The sequence below is a fragment of the Streptomyces halobius genome, from assembly GCF_023277745.1.
GTDB classification, from domain to species: domain Bacteria; phylum Actinomycetota; class Actinomycetes; order Streptomycetales; family Streptomycetaceae; genus Streptomyces; species Streptomyces halobius.
The window spans coordinates 4,702,640-4,719,492 of sequence record NZ_CP086322.1; the positions used below are offsets into that span (position 1 = coordinate 4,702,640).

At 70.7% G+C, this 16,853-nt stretch carries 12 protein-coding genes; 6 read left to right on the top strand and 6 right to left on the bottom strand.

Features of this window, described 5'->3' with window-relative positions; genetic code table 11:
* The first annotated feature begins 26 nt into the window (after positions 1–26).
* Positions 27–1,481: an MFS transporter gene (locus tag K9S39_RS21315; RefSeq protein WP_248864969.1), complete on the top strand. Its 1,455-nt coding sequence runs from the start codon at positions 27–29 to the stop codon at positions 1,479–1,481.
* A 44-nt stretch (positions 1,482–1,525) separates the two neighbouring features.
* On the opposite strand, the gene K9S39_RS21320 is transcribed toward K9S39_RS21315, so the two are convergent.
* Both K9S39_RS21320 and K9S39_RS21325 read right to left on the bottom strand, forming a co-directional pair.
* Positions 1,526–2,179, bottom strand: a complete 654-nt coding sequence (locus tag K9S39_RS21320; protein ID WP_319949572.1) for an MFS transporter — start codon at positions 2,177–2,179, stop codon at positions 1,526–1,528.
* Positions 2,163–2,843, bottom strand: a complete 681-nt coding sequence (locus K9S39_RS21325; protein ID WP_248864972.1) for an antibiotic biosynthesis monooxygenase — start codon at positions 2,841–2,843, stop codon at positions 2,163–2,165. The genes K9S39_RS21320 and K9S39_RS21325 overlap by 17 nt, the downstream gene beginning before the upstream one ends.
* A gap of 144 nt (positions 2,844–2,987) precedes the next feature.
* Here K9S39_RS21325 and K9S39_RS21330 point away from each other — a divergent pair, with 144 nt between their 5' ends.
* From K9S39_RS21330 to K9S39_RS21345, 4 genes are all read left to right on the top strand, one after another.
* Complete coding sequence (locus tag K9S39_RS21330; RefSeq protein WP_248864973.1) at positions 2,988–3,668, top strand: TetR family transcriptional regulator; 681 nt, start codon at positions 2,988–2,990, stop codon at positions 3,666–3,668.
* 613 nt (positions 3,669–4,281) lie between these two features.
* On the top strand, positions 4,282–8,385 hold the full coding sequence (locus K9S39_RS21335; protein ID WP_248864974.1) for an nSTAND1 domain-containing NTPase: 4,104 nt from the start codon (positions 4,282–4,284) through the stop codon (positions 8,383–8,385).
* A 291-nt stretch (positions 8,386–8,676) separates the two neighbouring features.
* Entirely contained in the window at positions 8,677–9,435 is a 759-nt protein-coding gene (locus K9S39_RS21340; RefSeq protein ID WP_248864975.1) for a glycosyltransferase family 2 protein, read from the top strand.
* A gap of 163 nt (positions 9,436–9,598) precedes the next feature.
* The gene (locus K9S39_RS21345; protein ID WP_248864976.1) at positions 9,599–9,859 is read left to right on the top strand and encodes a transcriptional regulator; all 261 of its coding nucleotides are present in this window, start codon (positions 9,599–9,601) and stop codon (positions 9,857–9,859) included.
* A 179-nt stretch (positions 9,860–10,038) separates the two neighbouring features.
* On the opposite strand, the gene K9S39_RS21350 is transcribed toward K9S39_RS21345, so the two are convergent.
* Complete coding sequence (locus tag K9S39_RS21350) at positions 10,039–11,256, bottom strand: amidohydrolase family protein (RefSeq protein WP_248864977.1); 1,218 nt, start codon at positions 11,254–11,256, stop codon at positions 10,039–10,041.
* 237 nt (positions 11,257–11,493) lie between these two features.
* On the opposite strand from K9S39_RS21350, the gene K9S39_RS21355 reads away from it, so the two are divergent.
* Complete coding sequence (locus tag K9S39_RS21355; protein ID WP_248864978.1) at positions 11,494–11,943, top strand: DoxX family protein; 450 nt, start codon at positions 11,494–11,496, stop codon at positions 11,941–11,943.
* A 319-nt stretch (positions 11,944–12,262) separates the two neighbouring features.
* Here K9S39_RS21355 and K9S39_RS21360 read toward each other — a convergent pair whose 3' ends face one another.
* The 3 genes from K9S39_RS21360 to K9S39_RS21370 form a co-directional block, all read right to left on the bottom strand.
* The gene (locus tag K9S39_RS21360) at positions 12,263–12,556 is read right to left on the bottom strand and encodes an SHOCT domain-containing protein (protein WP_248864979.1); all 294 of its coding nucleotides are present in this window, start codon (positions 12,554–12,556) and stop codon (positions 12,263–12,265) included.
* Positions 12,557–12,906: 350 nt separating this feature from the next.
* Complete coding sequence (locus tag K9S39_RS21365) at positions 12,907–14,358, bottom strand: LCP family protein (protein ID WP_248864980.1); 1,452 nt, start codon at positions 14,356–14,358, stop codon at positions 12,907–12,909.
* A 180-nt stretch (positions 14,359–14,538) separates the two neighbouring features.
* Positions 14,539–16,632, bottom strand: coding sequence for a bifunctional polysaccharide deacetylase/glycosyltransferase family 2 protein (locus K9S39_RS21370; RefSeq protein WP_248864981.1), 2,094 nt, complete (start codon positions 16,630–16,632; stop codon positions 14,539–14,541).
* Positions 16,633–16,853: the final 221 nt, after the last annotated feature.

The window sequence follows — 16,853 nt, forward strand, 5'->3', positions numbered from 1 at the left end:
AACCGCCGCGGCGACGGGTGAAGCGCATGGGACATCGCGAAACACAGGGCACCAGCAGCCGACCGGGCACCGGGCCGACAGCCGGAGCGGCGGGTCGGCGGGCGGCGTCGGCAGTGCTGTGGCTGGCCTGTGCGGCGCAGTTCATGGTGGTGCTCGACGTCTCGGTCGTGAACGTCGCCCTGCCTTCCATCCAGTCCGCCTTGGGCTTCGACGCCACGAGCCTGCAGTGGGTGGTCGGCGGCTATGCGCTGGTCTTCGCCGGATTCCTGCTGCTCGGGGGCCGCCTCGCGGACCTGTACGGCCGCCGTCGGGTCTTCGTGTGGGGGCTCGTCCTGTTCGCCACTTCGAGCCTTGTCGGCGGGCTCGCCGCCACGCCGGGCGTGTTGATCGCGATGCGGGCCGTACAGGGCCTCGGGGCCGCCGTGTTGGCCCCGGCCACGCTGACGATCCTGACCACCACGTACACCGAAGGGCCCTCCCGTACGCGGGCGTTGGCGATCTGGACCGCGGTCGGCTCCGCCGGCGGCGCGGCCGGCAACGTGATCGGGGGAGTGCTCACGCAGTCCTTGTCCTGGCGGTGGATCCTGCTGATCAACGTCCCGATCGGAGCCGTGGCCGTACTCGCCGCCGTACGACTGCTCACCGCCGACCACTCCCCCAAGGAGGCGCGGCCGGCGCGGCTCGACGTGCCGGGTGCGGTGCTGGCCACTGTGGGCGTGAGCGGACTCGTCCACGGCGTCACCCAGGCCGAGAAGCACGGCTGGAGCGGGCCGACGACCGTGGCGGGACTGTCGGTCGGCCTCGTCGCGCTGACCGCGTTCGCGGTGGTTGAGACCCGGTATGCGACGGCGCCGTTGATGCCGCCGCGCCTGGTACGGATGCGCCCGGTATGGGCCGGCAACGCGGTGATGCTGCTGGCCGGGGCCTGCTTCATCCCCATGTGGTACTTCCTGTCGCTGTATATGCAGGACGTGCTGCACTACGGGGCGCTCGCCACCGGTGTGGGATTCCTGCCGCACACCGTGGTCGGCATCGCGGCGGCCCGCCTCGCCCCGGTTGTCATGCGGCACACCGGTGCCCGTGCCCTGATCGCGGGCAGCGCTGCGCTGTCAGCGGCGGGCTTCCTGTGGCAGAGCCGGATCGGCGCGGACAGCGGCTACCTGGACGGGCTGTTCGGACCCGCGGTCGTGATGTCCGCCGGGATGGGGCTGCTGATCACCCCCATCACCAGCACGGTCACCTCCGGCATCGCGCAGAACGACACCGGCGCGGCCTCGGGGCTCATGAACACCACCCGACAGATCGGCGGCGCCGTCGGCCTGGCCGCCCTGGTCACCCTCGCCGCGGCCACCACGGGCACGGTCGCCTCCTACCGATCGGTGTTCCTGGCCATCGCGGTCACGTGCGCAGCGGTGGCCGTACTGGCCCTGGCGCTGCCCTCCCCGCACCGCCTAGACGAGGGCGCCGGGCCGGGGCGGTGAGCCCCAGTCCAGCGCCTCGGTCACGACGTACGGGCGTAACGCCGTCAAGACCCGTGCCGCGGCCGGTCGTCGACCGGCGTCTGGCGCGGAGCGCCCATGCCCGGCTCCGCATCGTCGGCCGTCGGCTCTGGCGCCCGCAGCCGGAACAGCGCGGCCAGGTAGACGGCGAACGGCGCGTGCCAGGAGTGATTCCCCAAGGCGCCGGCGGCCAACGGGTAAAGGAAACCGCCCGCGGTGGTGGCCGCGGTCCGCCAGCCCATCCCCCTGTCCCGCATCTCACCCCGGCACAGGCCGAGCAGGGCGGCGGTGGAGCACGTGAAGACCGCCGCCGCGCCCACACCGAGGATCAGCCGGGAGGCGAACAGCACCGGGTAGGAGTGGACGACCAGGCCCGCGCCACCGCCCAGCGCGTAGACCACCAACCCCGCCGCGAGGGGCAGCCGGACTCCGCAGCGGTCGGTGGCCCGGCCCACCAGCGGACTGACCAGGGCAATGGCCAGGCTGTGGGACGTCAGCACCAGCCCGGCCGCGGTGCCGCCGACATCCAGGGCCTGGCGAATCGCCTCGATGACCGGAGCGATGGTGGCGCCACCCATGACCCCCAACGTGGAGGCCGGCAACAGCACCGCCAACGACGCCCGCCCCGCATGCGCAGCCGGTGCACCCGACGCGGAAGCAGGGTCAGCGGACATCGCCATCGGCGACGTCGATCAAGGCGGTGTGGAGATGCCAGCGGCGGTACCCGCAGGGCCGTACGCCCGCGATCTCCCCGGAGACTCGGCGCTGCACGCCCCGTGGGTCATCGGCGGCGAGCGCGTCGACGTGGGCCTGCTCGTCCGTCCACTCCGCGTAGTTGAACACCCGCGTGCCGTCCAGACTGGTGTGGAAGTGCCCCGCGATCGCCCCGGGCACCGGGGGCAGGTCCTCGGTCATGGCGAAGACCTCGTCGATGAAGTGCCGTTGGCGCTCCGGTCCGTCCACGTCGAACACCGGTGTCACCACACACCCCACCCCGGCCTGCCCGGCGGCGCTCACGCGGGAGCGGTGCAGGCGATAGCGGACCGGCACCGAGGGCTCGGTACCCGCAATCCCCGGTACGTACGGCACCGGCAGGACCAGAGCCGCGTCCAGCGCCTCATCACCTGTCCACTGTTCGTACGCCATCAGCGACAATCCGTCGGTGCCGGCGAACAGCGACCAGCTCAACAACCCGTCCGGCCAGGGCTCCTGCTCCCGAGTCCGGACGGCATTTTCGGCCACCGACTGCTGGTTGGCGGCATCCCCCGTGTGCCGGACGGTGATCGCCACGGCCCGCGCATCAGTACGGGCGATGTCGGGCGGGGTCTTGGTACGGCGGATCACGACAGCTCCCCCTACAGGTCAGCCACGTGGGCAGGCCGAGGCCCGACCCACACGAGAAAGTGGGACCGAGTCCGATAATGGCACGAGTACCGAAAGGGCTCCAGTGCCATTTCGGCCCGGGTCCCGCATCGGTAACCTGATCCCGTGGCCACCGACACTTCCGCCCCCGGCGGCGACACCGCCCTGTCGCTGCGCGAACGCAAGAAACAGCGCACCCGCCGTGCGCTGGCCGACGCCGCGCTGGACCTGTTCAGCGAACGCGGCTTCGACCGCGTCACCCTCGAAGAACTCACCGCCCATGCCGAGATCGGCCGCAGCACCTTCTTCCGCTACTACGGCACCAAGGAAGACGTCGCCATGGCCGCCGAGGGCGAACTATGGGACGCCTACACCGCCCACTTCGCCCAGCACACCGCCCCCGGCCCCGCACTCGACGCGCTGCGCGCCTCACTGACCGCGGCCATCGTGTCCATGCCCGACGGCTGGGACCACCGCTTCCTGCGCACCCGCCGTCTCGCCGCCGGCACCCCCGTGCTGCACGACCACAGCATCGTGACGTCCATGAAGGTCCAGCAGCGCCTGGTGGAGATCCTCGAAGAACGCCTCGGCACCGACAGTCGCGACGACGTACGGCTACGCCTGCTCGGCGAGCTCGCCCTCAGCGCCTGGCGCTGCGGCGCCCGCAACTGGGTCGCCGGACGTGGGCCCGACCGCCACCACAGGCGCCGCGGCCACGGCGGCGCCAAGACCCTGGCCCGCCGCGTCGAGGAAGCCTTCGATGCCATCCCTGCCGCGCTGGCGACCGGCCTGAGCGGCGGCGGCTGAGCAATCGCGCCTGACGCGGGCCGCTGGGAGCGATCGGTGCGAGCGGCCTGGATGTGACCGGTACGGATGCGAGCGGATGAATGTGAGCGGCATCGCTGTGACCGGCACGCGATCGCTCCCGCGTCGGACACCGCGTACCGACCCGCAGTACCGACCCGCACGCCCGCAACGCGCCGCGTCGTCCGGCGCCGGTCCCTCCCCTCGTGGGGACCGGTGCCGAACGGTGGGGGCGGCGTCGGTCCGCGCCATACCGGTGCGGACCGAGGAAGGGGCCGGACCCGTGGTCGGCGCGACGGCCGTCCGAACGGGACCGGTTCCCCGGATCCGTCAAGCTCGCGCGACGAGACCGTCGCCGCCGTCTCATAACTCCGGCGGAAGCTGACCGAGAACGAGCGGCGTCACGATGTACCTCTCCGGGCTTGTCCGTCCGGGCGCTGAGCTGGTGGCCTGTCTGGGAAAGTAGGCGCGCGGTGGGGCGCGCTGCTGCGACATGATCCTGCCCGCTGCGGCTCCCTCCGAGGAGGTTCCGGTGGTGAGCCGACGGCTTCGCCGCAGGTCAGCCGTATAGAGTGAGTTTTCCGGTCCGGATGTCCAGGTGCGGGGGAAGTAAGGAGTGGAGGCCTTGAGTTCCGACTCAGGGGCACGCACAGCCTTCGCGGAACGTCTCGCTCTGCTCTACAAGGAGGCCGGTAACCCTCCCCTCAAGCGCGTGGCCGAGTCGGTCGTCCGGCTTCAGCGGGTCGACGAACGAGGGCGGCCCGTGCGGGTGTCCGCGCAGCGGATCAGCGACTGGCGACGGGCCAAGAACGTGCCTGCCCAGTTCACCGCCCTCGCGGCGGTGCTGCACGTCCTGGTCCCCGAAGCACGGCGCCTGCGGCCCGTTCCGGTGTCCACGGGCCTGTACGACCTGGCCCAGTGGCAGCGCCTTTGGGAGCACGCGGTGGCCGACCCGGTCGGCGACCCGGCGACATCCGTGGAGGAGAAACGCCCGCCGGTCGAAGCCCCGGCCATCCCCGGTGGTGTGTGCCCCTACCGGGGGCTGTCCTCGTACCGTCAGCAAGACGCCCGGTGGTTCTTCGGCCGGGAGCGGAGCACGGACGCCCTCGTCGCTCAGCTCCGCGCGGCGGAGAAGACGGGTGGCCTGGTCATGCTCGTGGGCGCCTCGGGGGCGGGAAAGTCCTCCCTGCTGAACGCCGGCTTGGTGCCCGCGTTGGAGAACGGCGCGCTGGGCGACGGGAGCGGCCGGCCGAGGGAGGTACTGCGGCTTGTGCCGGGAGGTGATCCTCTCGCGGAGCTGGCCCGGCGGATTCCTGAGCTCGCGCACGTCGCCTCTGCCCCGGAGACAGCACGGGAACCGGCGGCGAAGGAGCCCGGTACGCCCCCTTTCCGGCACGTGGTGAGGGAGGCCGTCACGACATGGGCACGGCGCGAGGCTTCGTCCGCCGCCCGTCCGGTCGTCATCGTGGACCAGTTCGAGGAGGCGTTCACCCTCTGCTCCAGCGAAGCGGGCCGGCGCGCGTTCATCCAGATCCTCCACGCCGCGTGCGCGCCCTCCCCGGGTGACCCGGTCCCCGTGCTCGTCATCCTCGGCATACGCGCCGACTTCTACGAGCAATGCCTCGCGTACCCCGAACTGGCCGACGCGCTGCAACACCGGCACATGGTGCTCGGGCCGCTGACCACCACGGAGCTGCGCGAAGCGGTGACCGGCCCGGCCAAGGCCGTGGGTCTGGAACTCGAACCCGGGCTCGCGGAGATGATTGTGCGGGAGGTCAGCGCCGACGGTCCCCGCGGGACGCACAACGCGGGCGTACTGCCGCTCCTCTCCCACGCCCTGCTCGCCACCTGGCAGCGACGGAAGGCGGGCAGGCTCACGCTGGCCGGCTACCGCGCGGCGGGCGGAATCCAGGGCGCGGTGGCGGCGACCGCCGAGCGGGCCTGGTCCGGCCTCGACCCGGCGGCACGCACGGCCGCGAGACTTCTCCTTCTCAGGCTGGTACGGCTGGGCGAAGACACCCAGGCCACCCGTAGGCGGGGGACCCGGCGCCAACTGGCGGCGGAGTCGACGGACCCCAACAAGACGGATGAATCGCTCGAAGCACTGGTGCGCGCCCGATTGGTGACACTCGACGCGGAGACCGTGGAGATCACCCATGAAGCCCTGCTCCACGCCTGGCCGCGGCTGCGCGACTGGATCGACGAGGACCGGAACGGCAACCTGCTGCGCCAGCGCCTGGAAGAGGACAGCAGAGCCTGGGAGGGCTCGAACCGCGACACCTCACTGCTCTATCGGGGCACCCGTCTGGAACAGGCCCACAACTGGGCGGAATCCGCCGGGGACCCCTTTCTGACCCGGAACGCGGTGGACTTCCTGGCCGCTTCGGTCCGGCTGCGCAAGCGCATCGTCTGGATCAGCCGCGGTGCGGTGGCGGCTGTGGTCGTCCTGGCGATGCTGGCCGTCGGTTCGGCGGTGGTGGCGTGGCAGCAGCGGGACGACGCCGTGTTCGCGCAGGTGCTCGCCGAAGCCGATCGCGTCCAGGACACGGATCCGTCGCTGTCCGCCCAGCTCGACCTGGTGGCGCACCACTTGCGGCCGGACGACGAGGGCGCGAACAACCGGTTGATCTCGATCGTGAACGCACCGCTGGCCACACCGCTTCTCGGCCACACCGGCGCCGTCTACCTCACCTCGTTCAGCCCGGACGGACGGACCCTGGCCACCGCGAGCTACGACCGCACCGTGCGGCTGTGGGACGTGTCGGACCGGACGCACCCGAAACCCCTGGGCAAACCCCTCACCGGCCACACCAGCTGGGTGAGCACCGCGGTCTTCAGCCCGGACGGAGACACCCTCGCCAGCGCTTCGGACGACGGCACGATCCGGCTGTGGGACGTGCGGGACCCCGGCCACCCGCACCCGATCGGCGCGCCCTCGACCGGCCACGACGGCACGATCTCCCTGCTCGCCTTCAGCCCGGACGGCCGCACGCTGGCCTCCGCCAACCAAGATCGCGCCGTCCGCCTGTGGGACCTGGACGACCCGCACCGGCCGAGGACGCGCGCTGTCCTGACCGGCCACACCGCCGCCGTGCGCTCCGTGGCGTTCAGCCCCGACGGACGGACGCTGGCATCCGGCGCCGACGACGACACCATCAGGCTGTGGAACCTGGCCGACCCACGCCGTCCGAAGCCGATCGACACGGTGCTGACCGGCCACACGGACCTGGTGCACTCCGTGGCCTTCAGTCCCGACGGCCGCACGCTCGCCAGCGGCAGCGCGGACGACACCATCCGTCTGTGGGACGTGGCCGCCCCACATCACCCGAAACCGCTCGGCGCGCCGCTCACCGGCCACACCGCTCCCGTATGGTCAGTGGCCTTCAGCCCCAACGGCACCATGCTCGCCGCCGGCAGCGCGGACAGCACCGCGAGCCTGTGGAACGTCCGCAATCCGAAACACCCGTCGCAGGTCGGCGAGCCGCTCGCCGGCAGCAGCGGCGAGATGTACGCCGTGGGCTTCGGCCCCGACGGGCGCACCCTCGCCACCGGGACCGGCGACAGCAAGGTCCGCCTGTGGTCGATCCCGACATCGGACATGATCGGCCGCATCGGAGCGTTCCGCCCGGACGGGCGGGTGCTCGCCACGGCCGCCCGCGACGAAAGGGTCCGGCTGTGGAACGTGAAGGCTCCCAACCGGCCCGTACTGCTGGGCAAACCGTTCAGGCCCGAAAAGGGTGACGTACGGTCGCTGGCGTTCTCCCCCGACGGCCACACGATCGCGGTGCTGACGGGAAGCCGCGCCGTGCAACTGTGGAACGTCACCGACCCGTCCCGACCTGCCCCCTACGGGCCGCCCGTCGCGCTGCGGACACGATTCGCGGGCCCCGAAGCGCTGGCATTCAGCCCGGACGGGCACACGCTGGCAACCGCCCATGACGACCGCACCATTCAGCTGTGGAACGTCGGCGCCCCTCCCCCAGACTCGGCATCTCCCTCAGACTCGGCTTCGCTCGACCGGGGGGACCCCCATGACCGGGGGGACACCCATGACCGGGGGGATACCCATCGCCTTCTTCCGCTCGGCGCCCCGCTCACCGGCCACAAGGGCTACGTCAACTCCCTCGTCTTCAGCCCGGACGGCCGCACTCTCGCCAGCGGCAGCGCCGACGGCACCGCCCGGCTCTGGAACGTGTCCGCCCCACGCCGTGCCGCCCCACTCGGCGCGCCCCTCAAGGGCCATCGAGGCCCCATCAACACGCTCGCCTACAGTCCGGACGGCCACACACTGGCCAGCGGCAGCGACGACAACACGGTCCGGCTCTGGAACGTGTCCGCCCCTCGCAAAGCAACCCACCTCTCCACTCTCACTGGCCACGCCCAAGCGATCGCGTCGCTCACGTTCAGCCAGGACGGCCGCACCCTGGCGAGCGGCGGCAACGACGACATGGTCCGGCTCTGGAACGTCACCCACCCCTCCAAGGCCACTCCCATCGGCCGATCCATGAGCCCCAACGCCAGAACAGGCAATTTCCTCTCCTTCAGTCCCCACAGCCGCATGCTCGGAATCTCCAGCGGCACCGGTACCGTCCGGCTGTGGAACCTGGACACCGACGCGGCCATGCGCCGCATTTGCTCGACCACTCGGGGCGTGATGACGCCGGACACTTGGCACGAGTATCTGCCCCGTCTCTCGTACGCGCCTCCGTGCGACGAGTAGCGGAGCCGAGGCCCGGCCAGCGGTGCCGACGGCCGACATGACGTGACACCGATCACAACCCGCCGTTGCAGCTGGTCAGTTGGCTCCCGTCAGGCAAGCAGCCTTGTTAGGCTGGGCCGCAGCCCGATCGCTGGTGCATCCCCCGTCGCCAGCGATCGGGCGTTGCCATGTGATCTCCCTCTTCAGGAGCCGTAAGCTGAAGCCGTCCGTCCGGCCAGGCGTCCGGCCCGCCGCAGCCTGGCGACCGGACGGAATGCTCTTCACCACTCCCCTGGAAAGGTGGTGAGTGCCGTGCGCCGGCGCATCATCATCGTCACCGCCGTGCACGCGCCGTCGGCCCGGTTCCTGCCGGACGCGTACAAGTCGCTCTGCGGCCAGGAGCTCCCCGAGGGGTGGGAGTGGCACTGGGTCATCCAGGAGGACGGGAAGAGCGACGAGGTCGCCCCCTGCGTCCCTGATGACGCGCGGGTCACCTTCCGCCAGGGCCGGCCAGGAGGCCCGGGCGTGGCCCGCACCATCGCCCTGGCGCACGCGGACGGCGCGTACGTCAAAGTGCTGGACGCCGACGACCAGTTGACGCCCGGCGCACTGGCTCGTGACCTGGCCGCCCTCGAAGGCGACCCGAGTATCGGCTGGGCGACCTCCCGCGTCCTGGATCTACTGCCCGACGGCTCAACGGTCGGATTCCCAGGGGATCCTGAGGCGGGGCCGATCGAGCGTGGCGCCGTACTCGACTACTGGAAGGCGAACGGCTTCCGCGCGCAGGTCCACCCGGCGACGCTCTTCGTCCGCCGTGACCTGCTTCTCGCCCTCGGCGGTTGGATGGCGCTGCCGGCCTCCGAGGACACGGGGCTGCTGCTCGCGCTGAACTCCACGAGCCGCGGCTGGTTCTCGCCCGAGGTGGGGCTCCTCTACCGCAAGTGGCCCGGCCAGGCGACCAGCCAGGCGTCACACACCGACACGGCCGAGCGGGATGCCCGCATGGCGGTCATCGAGGCCAGGGCGCGAACGCTGGCCTCCTATCAGTGGCGGTGCCCGGCTGCCGATTGATTGGGCCGCGTCCCGGGTGCCCCACGGACGGTGAGCGGCCCGACCCTGGGGAGGGTACGGACCGCGATCCGAGAACCTGCGGGCCGGCTCAGGCTGCCGCGAGGGTCCCCACACCGAGAGCGAGTCGGCGGGCAGGGCGGCAGCCAGGGCGAGGCCGGCCCGGTTGTCAGTCGTCGCGCTGCTGGCTCCGGCCGACTGGGTGGAGTTCGGCTTCGTGCGGGACGCCGTCGGCACCAGCGACTCGGCCCTGTCCAAACAGGTCGCAGCGTTGGCAGACGCCGGCTATGTGGAGGTGCGCAAAACACGGAACCGCACGGGACGCCACACCCACCTCCGGCTCACCGCACACGGGCGGCGGGCATTTCAGCGGCACGCCTCCTCCCTGGAGAGGATCGTGGCGGCAGCACGCGGGCCACAGGTGTGAATACCCGAGGCTTCAGTAGCGGTGGGCCAGTGCGACCCCGATGCGCAGGTGGCCCGTGAGCCGGGCGGCTGCACCCCGCCTGACGGCGAAACGCCCGGCGTATCACAAGAAGGCTTGTGTTCTTGTGACCACCTCCCCCACCGCGAGGGGCGACAGGAGCGAGGGGCCTGCGCAGCCGCTCACTCCTGGTCGAAGGCGAGATCCAGCATGCGGATGGCATTGCCGCGAAGAACCTTGTACGCCACGTCCTCAGGGAGGCCCGCCACATGCTCGGCCGCCACCCGCTTCGTGTGCGGCCAGGTCGAGTCGACGTGCGGATAGTCCGTCTCGAAGGTCGCGTTGTCGACACCCACGGTCTCGATCGAGTCGATGCCGTGCTTGTCACGGAAGAAGCAGCAGTAGATCTGCCGGTAGTAGTACGTCGACGGAGGCTCCGGAATCAGGTCCTTGACCCCGCCCCATGCCCGGTGCTCCTCCCAGACGTCGTCGGCGCGCTCCAGGGCGTAGGGGATCCAGCCCATTTGGCCTTCGCTGTAGGCGAGTTTCAGCCGCGGGAACTTCACCAGGACGCCGCTGAACAGGAAGTCCGCCATCGAGGCCATCGCGTTGTTGAAGCTCAGCGCGGCCTGGACGGCGGGCGGTGCGTCCGGGGACGCCGCCGGCATCTGCGAGGACGAACCGATGTGCATGTTGACCACCGTGCCGGTCTCCTCGCAGGACGCGAAGAACGGGTCCCAGTAGCCGGAGTGGATCGACGGCAGGCCCAGGTACGTCGGGATCTCGCTGAAGGTCACCGCGCGCACGCCGCGGGCCGCGTTCCGCTTGATCTCCGCGACCGCCAGATCAACATCCCACAGCGGAATGAGGCACAGCGGGATCAGCCGGCCACCGCTGTCCCCGCACCACTCCTCCACCATCCAGTCGTTGTACGCCCGGACGCATGCGAGCCCGACCTCCTTGTCCTCGGCCTCCGCGAAGGTCTGCCCGCAGAACCGCGGGAACGTCGGGAAGCAGAGCGACGCCTCCACGTGGTTGAGGTCCATGTCTTCCAGCCGGGCCTTGGGGTCCCAGCAACCGCGCCGCATCTGCTCCCGTGTGATGCCGTCGAGCGTCATCTCGTCGCGGGAGAAACCGACGGCAGCGATGATGCGCTTGTACGGGAAGAGCAGGCCCTCGTACTCCCACCAGTCGGTGATCTGGCCGTCCGGGTCGGTGGTGAACCGGTACTTCCCGCCGACGTACTGCAGCTCGCCGATGCCGGCGGTGAAGGGCTTCGGCCCCTTGTCGCGGTACTTCTTCGGGAGCCAGGTCTCGAAGAGGTGCGAAGGCTCGATCACGTGATCGTCCACGCTGATGACCTTGGGGAGCTCCTCGGTGCCGCTCTTTTTGCTGATCACGCCGTACCCCCATGCCTGCCGGTTCGCGCACGACTGCACTATCTGACGAAGCATCAGATTCATTCAGACTATGGGCCCGCCTCTGGGACGACAAGGCGCCGTCACGGACTTGGCCTTGGACTTGTACGTCGGCTTGGACTTGGGCGTGGACGGCTTGGGCTTGAGGTTGCCCCTTGCGGGATCTGCCGAACTCGGCTGAACTGACGCTCCATCAGTTCTCCGTGTCGAGGGGGAAGGATGCAAACGATCTGGCTCAGCGGGGCCGAGTGGTTCGCCGTTCTGCGCATCGGCCTCGGCCTGTGGTGGCTGGAGAGCTGGCGCCACAAGGACAAGAAGAGCTGGTTCGCCGGCGGCGGCATCACATGGGCAGCGGGCATCGCGGCCGAGCATCGTTGGCCCGTCGTCCGAAGGACCTTCGACCGGATCGTGAAACCTCGTCCCCGGCTCATGTCCTATCTCGTCGCCTACGCGGAACTGGCTCTCGGCCTCGGCCTGATCATCGGCTTCCTGACACCGGTCGCCCTGGTCGCCGGGGCGGCGCTCAACCTGATCTACCTCGTGTTGATGATCCACGACTGGGCGGAGCAGGGGCAGAACCTGATGATGACCTTGATATCGGCTACGGCGCTGCTCGCGGTGAGCTGGCAGACCTGGTCGCTCGACAGTGGCTTGGGGTGGTTTTTGTAGGCAGTGGCTTGGCGCGGTTCATGTAGGCCGGGCCGTCCTGGAGAGGGGGAGCGGCCCGGCCCCGTCGCGGTTCCAGGGACGGTGGCCAGGCGTTGCCGCCGGAGGTGCGGCGAGCCCGGGCGGCGACGGCCGTGGCGGCACCGCCGCCGGACGGCTTGTCCTCCGCAAGCCCCGACATCGCCGAGGCGGTGCAGTCCCACGCCCTACGTCCTCGACCGGCTCGACCGGCTGCGCGGGCGTATCCGTGCATGCATCACACGGCGGCCGGTGGGCGGGGCGGCCGCTCCCGTGGCCGCGCTTCAGGAGTGCGCCGCGCGCCTCAGGATTTGGCCGCCCCTGGCGGGGAGCCGCCCGGACGGGAGCCGCGGAGGGTTGCCAGGCGTCGCTGGTACTCCTCTTCGTCGATCTCGCCGCGTGCGTAACGCTCCGCAAGGAGCTGCTCGGCGCCGGAGGTGCGGAGCGGGCCGGTCCATCCCCCGGGGCCGGAACGGGTGATGGCGCGCCAGAGCAGGAAGACGATGGTGACGATCAGCGCCAGGAACAAGAGCATGCTGATCGCCATCGCGAACCAGCCCCATCCGCCGATGACGTGGTCGTCGTACCGGAAAAACATCGAAAGTCACTTCCCGCGGAGAGCGGAGGGGGTGCGGGCCCGGTGCCCGCACCTGTCCGTCGATGGCCTCACTGGCCACGGTGACCTCAGTGGCCTCGGGGCCTCGGTGATCTCGGGGCCTCGGTGGCCCCAGTACCACGCTCTCTCCATCCGGGCGGGGAGGCCAGTGGGCGGGCGCCCGGACGTGCGCGGGCCGTGGTCGGAGCCGGCGCCGGCTCGCGGGCGGCCACCTGGCGGGCGTCAGCGCCTCAGCGAGTCAGCCGCTGAGGGGCCGGCGTGGCCGCAACGACCGGCTCACCCCCACGCGGGCCCCTCCGGTCCGCCCCCGGCCCGCCCCTCCGGTCCCGCCCTCAGCTCTCCCCCTCGAAGCTCACCGGCCGGTCGTTCCGCAGTTCGCCGAAGAGTCGTTTCGCCCGGGGAAGATCCCACTTCACGGCGCTGCCCTTGGAGGTCGGAAAGCCGATGCTGGAGACGGGGACGTTGAGGCGCTTGCCGTTGCCGGAGGTGACGCTCTTCATCGCCTTGAAGAGGGAGGTGAGGTTCGGCAGAGCGGTGTCCTCGTCGACGATGAGGGTGTCCAGGCCCGCGCTCGCGGTGGAGTAGACCGTGGACGGGTCGAGCAGGGTGCCCGGGGTGGCGGCCTTGTCGGCGAGGGCGGCCAGGAACTTCTGCTGGTTCCGGCTCCGGCCCAGGTCGCCATGGGCCTCCTGGTGGCGCTGACGGACGAACGCCAGGGCCGTGCGGCCGTCGAGTGTGTGGCAGCCCTTCTTCAGGTCCGCGCCCGACTTCTCGTCCTTGATGTCCTTGTCCAGGCACATCGGGACGCCGCCGATCGCGTCCACGATGCCGACGAAGCCGGCGAAGCCGATCTCCGTGTAGTGGTCGATACGCAGCCCCGTATTGCGCTCGATGGTGCGAATGAGCAGGTCGGGGCCGCCGAGCGAGAACGCCGCGTTGAGCTTGTTCTTCGATGCGCGGTAGTGCTTGCCGGTTTCGGAGCGGATGTAGGGCGGAACAGTCACCCAGGAGTCGCGCGGCAGGCTCAGCATCGTGGTGCCGTGGGCGCCCGTGTGCAGCAGGATCACCGAGTCGGTGCGGCGGCCCGCGTCCGCCGAGCCGCCGGTGTGCAGATCCTTCCGGTCCTGCTCGGACAGGCCCACCCGGCTGTCGGAACCCACGACCAGGTAGTTGGTCCCCTTGCCCCGCGGCGCGCGGTCGGCGAGCTCGCTGAGGTCGACCTCGCGGTTGAGCCTGGTATCGGCCCAGACATAGGTGCCGACGGAGGCGACGAGGAGCACGGAGGTCAGGAGGACCGCTGCCCGCGTGAGACGGCGGCGCCGGCTGGGGCGAGCGGCGGGCGCCCTGCGCCGGGAGGGCCGGCTGCCGCCGCTGACCATGTGACCGTTGCGAAGGCTGCGCGGGGGCCGTGGCGGCTGCGGCTGAGGGGGGTGCTCGTCGGGCATGTACTCGGCGGGCATGTACTCGACAGGGGCGTACTCGGCGGGCGGGTGCCCGGCCGAGGCGTATTCCGCGGCGTCGTGCTCGGCGGGCGCATGGTCACCCCGGCGCCACACCTGTCCCGCGCCGACCTCCGCGGACAGCGGCTCCCGTGCTCCGCCGGACACACCACCCGACAAGCCATCTGACCAGCCACCCGACAAGCCACGGGACGTGCCGTACGCACCACCGGATACGCCGCCGGATATGCCATCAGGTACGCCGTCGTATGCGCCCTCGTACCGGCTTCCGTACCGGTTCCCGTACCCGTTCGCGTCGGGCGCTCCGTCCAGCCAGTCAGTCATGGTCGGCAGTCTGCACCTTCACGGGTTCGTCACTGAACAGCACGCAAACCTCCTGTGAACACATGTGAACGACGGCTTCTGTCCGGCCCGCGAGCGCCGGGCGGAGGTTCTGACGGCGCGTCCGCCACTCCGGTTCCCGCCGCCATCCCCGCCGTCACCGTCGCCCCGTCATCCCCGCCGTCACCGCGGCAGGCTCTGGTACGCGACCGGCTGCCCGATCTGCTGGGCGGCGGTGCCGGAACGGTGCATGCGCTGCCACCTCAGCCGGGTGCCGAGCAGGAAGGCCACCACGGACTGGATGACCACCAAATACATCAGCTGCCGGTAGACGAAGAGCTGAAACGGCATCACCCACAGGGCCCGTACCTTCTCGCCGTCCAAGCGCAAGGCATAGCCGGCGCAGGCAAGTTGGAGAGAGAGGAAGCCGAGCCACACCGCGGCCGCCTGTACGGGGCCGAGGAACAGCGACCCGTAGAGCGCGAAGACGTCCACGACCGGCGCGAGCAGGGGAAGGGCGACCTGGAAGAGAGCCAGATAGCTCAGTCCGCGACGGCCGAAGCGGCCGGCCGGGCCCATCCCGACGACGGCGCGGCGGTGCTTCCACATCGCCTGGATCGTCCCGTAACACCAGCGGTAGCGCTGGCGCCACAGCTGGCGCAGCGAGGTGGGGACCTCGGTCCAGGCGATGGCGGACTCCTCGTAGACCACCCGCCAACCCGCCTGCCACAGGGCCATGGTGAGGTCGGTGTCCTCGGCGAGGGTGTCCTCGCTGACCCCGCCGACGCCCATGAGCGCGTCCAGGCGGAAGGCACCGATGGCGCCGGGGACCGTCGGCATGCACTCCAGCACCTCGAACATCCGGCGGTCGAGATTGAACCCGAAGACATACTCCAGGTGCTGCCATCTGCCCAGCAGACGACGGCGGTTGCCGACCTTGGTGTTGCCGCTGACCGCGCCCACGGCCGGGTGGGCCAGCGGCTGGATGAGCCGGTAGACGGCGTCCGGCTCGAAGACGGTGTCGGCGTCGACCATGACCACGATGTCGTGCGCCGCGTGCGCCAGACCGGTGTTGAGGGCCGCGGCCTTGCCCGCGTTGGCCTGCCGGACCACCAGCACACGCGGGTCGTCGATCCGGGCGGCGATGTCCGCCGTGTCGTCCGTCGACCCGTCGTCGATCACGACGATCTGCAGGTACGGGTGGGTGGCGGCGAGCAGCGAACGGACGGTGGACTCGATGCCCGCCTCTTCGTTGTAGGCGGGTACGAGGACCGTCACCGGGTCGGTGACCTCCCGTAGACGGGGCGCCCCTGGGTGGTAGCGCGTCAGCCGCCGGACGTGGGCGCGGGCGAAGAGTACGAGCATCAGGAGGCGCAGCACACCGAGCCCGCCGGCGACCCCGAGCACCCAGGCCATGGCGCTCACAAACGCGTGCCCGAGGGCCTTGGCCCAGATCAGGGCCTTGCCCTGCAACCGCTCGACGACGGACACCGGCTCCTCGGTCGAGAGCAGCCCGGCCCCGGCCGTCACCGTCGTGAACCGCTCCACGTTCCGGTCGGCGAGCAGCTTCTCGGTGCCGGTGTACGCGTCTTCGTTCTGGCTGAACTGCCGGATGACGCCCTGCGACGGCTTCCGGAACCAGCGGTCGGCGGCGACCAGCGTGTAGCCCTTGTCGGCGGCCTGCCGCGCCGCCTTCCACTCGGCGCCGCAGATCGTGTCCACCTCGGTGGTCTGCGGCGGCCGCAGCAGCCCGGTGTGGATGCCCACGGAACCGGCCAGCGCCTTCTGCGTGAGGGAGTGCTCCAGCGAGGCGCGGAGGGGCGATGCCGAGCCCATGGCGGCGCCGGTGTAGGTGTTGGAGCCGATCTCATGGCCTTCGGCGTGGATCCGCCGTACCAGGTCGGGGTGCGTGGCGGCCTGCGCGCCCTTGAGGAAGAAGGTCGCGTGCGCACGGTGCCTGCGCAGCAGGTCGAGCAGTCGCGGGGTCCATACGGGGTCGGGCCCGCCGTCGTAGGTGAGTGCCACGGTACGGGCGGGCATCGCGGCGGACCGCACCTCGCCGTCGTCGATGCGGACCACCGGGCCGCCCTTGTCCACGGCCTTGGGCACGGGGGTGGTGCAGTCCCGCTTGGTCTTCGCGGCGTCGACCTCGTGGGTGGTCCAGCCCTCGAAGAGCAGCGCGCCGAACATCACCGGGAGGACGAGGATCAGCAGCAGCCAGTGTCCGCGCGGGTCCCGGGACTGCGCGTGCCGGCCCCTGTTAGAGCGGCGCCTCACGTCACGCCCGCGGTGACAGTCGGGTGTCGCAGAACCGTCCCGCGCCCGACGGAAGAGCCGGCGCATGAACAGAACTCAACTATGTTGTGGGAGTTTCTTTTCCGGCTGGCCTTACCCATGGTGGGCGAGTGTACTCATGGCAGATCGTGGGTATGCCCTGCGGGCACAGAGCGGCCGGCGGCTTATCACCGGAGCTCAACACCCAGGCCGCGTCACGCCGG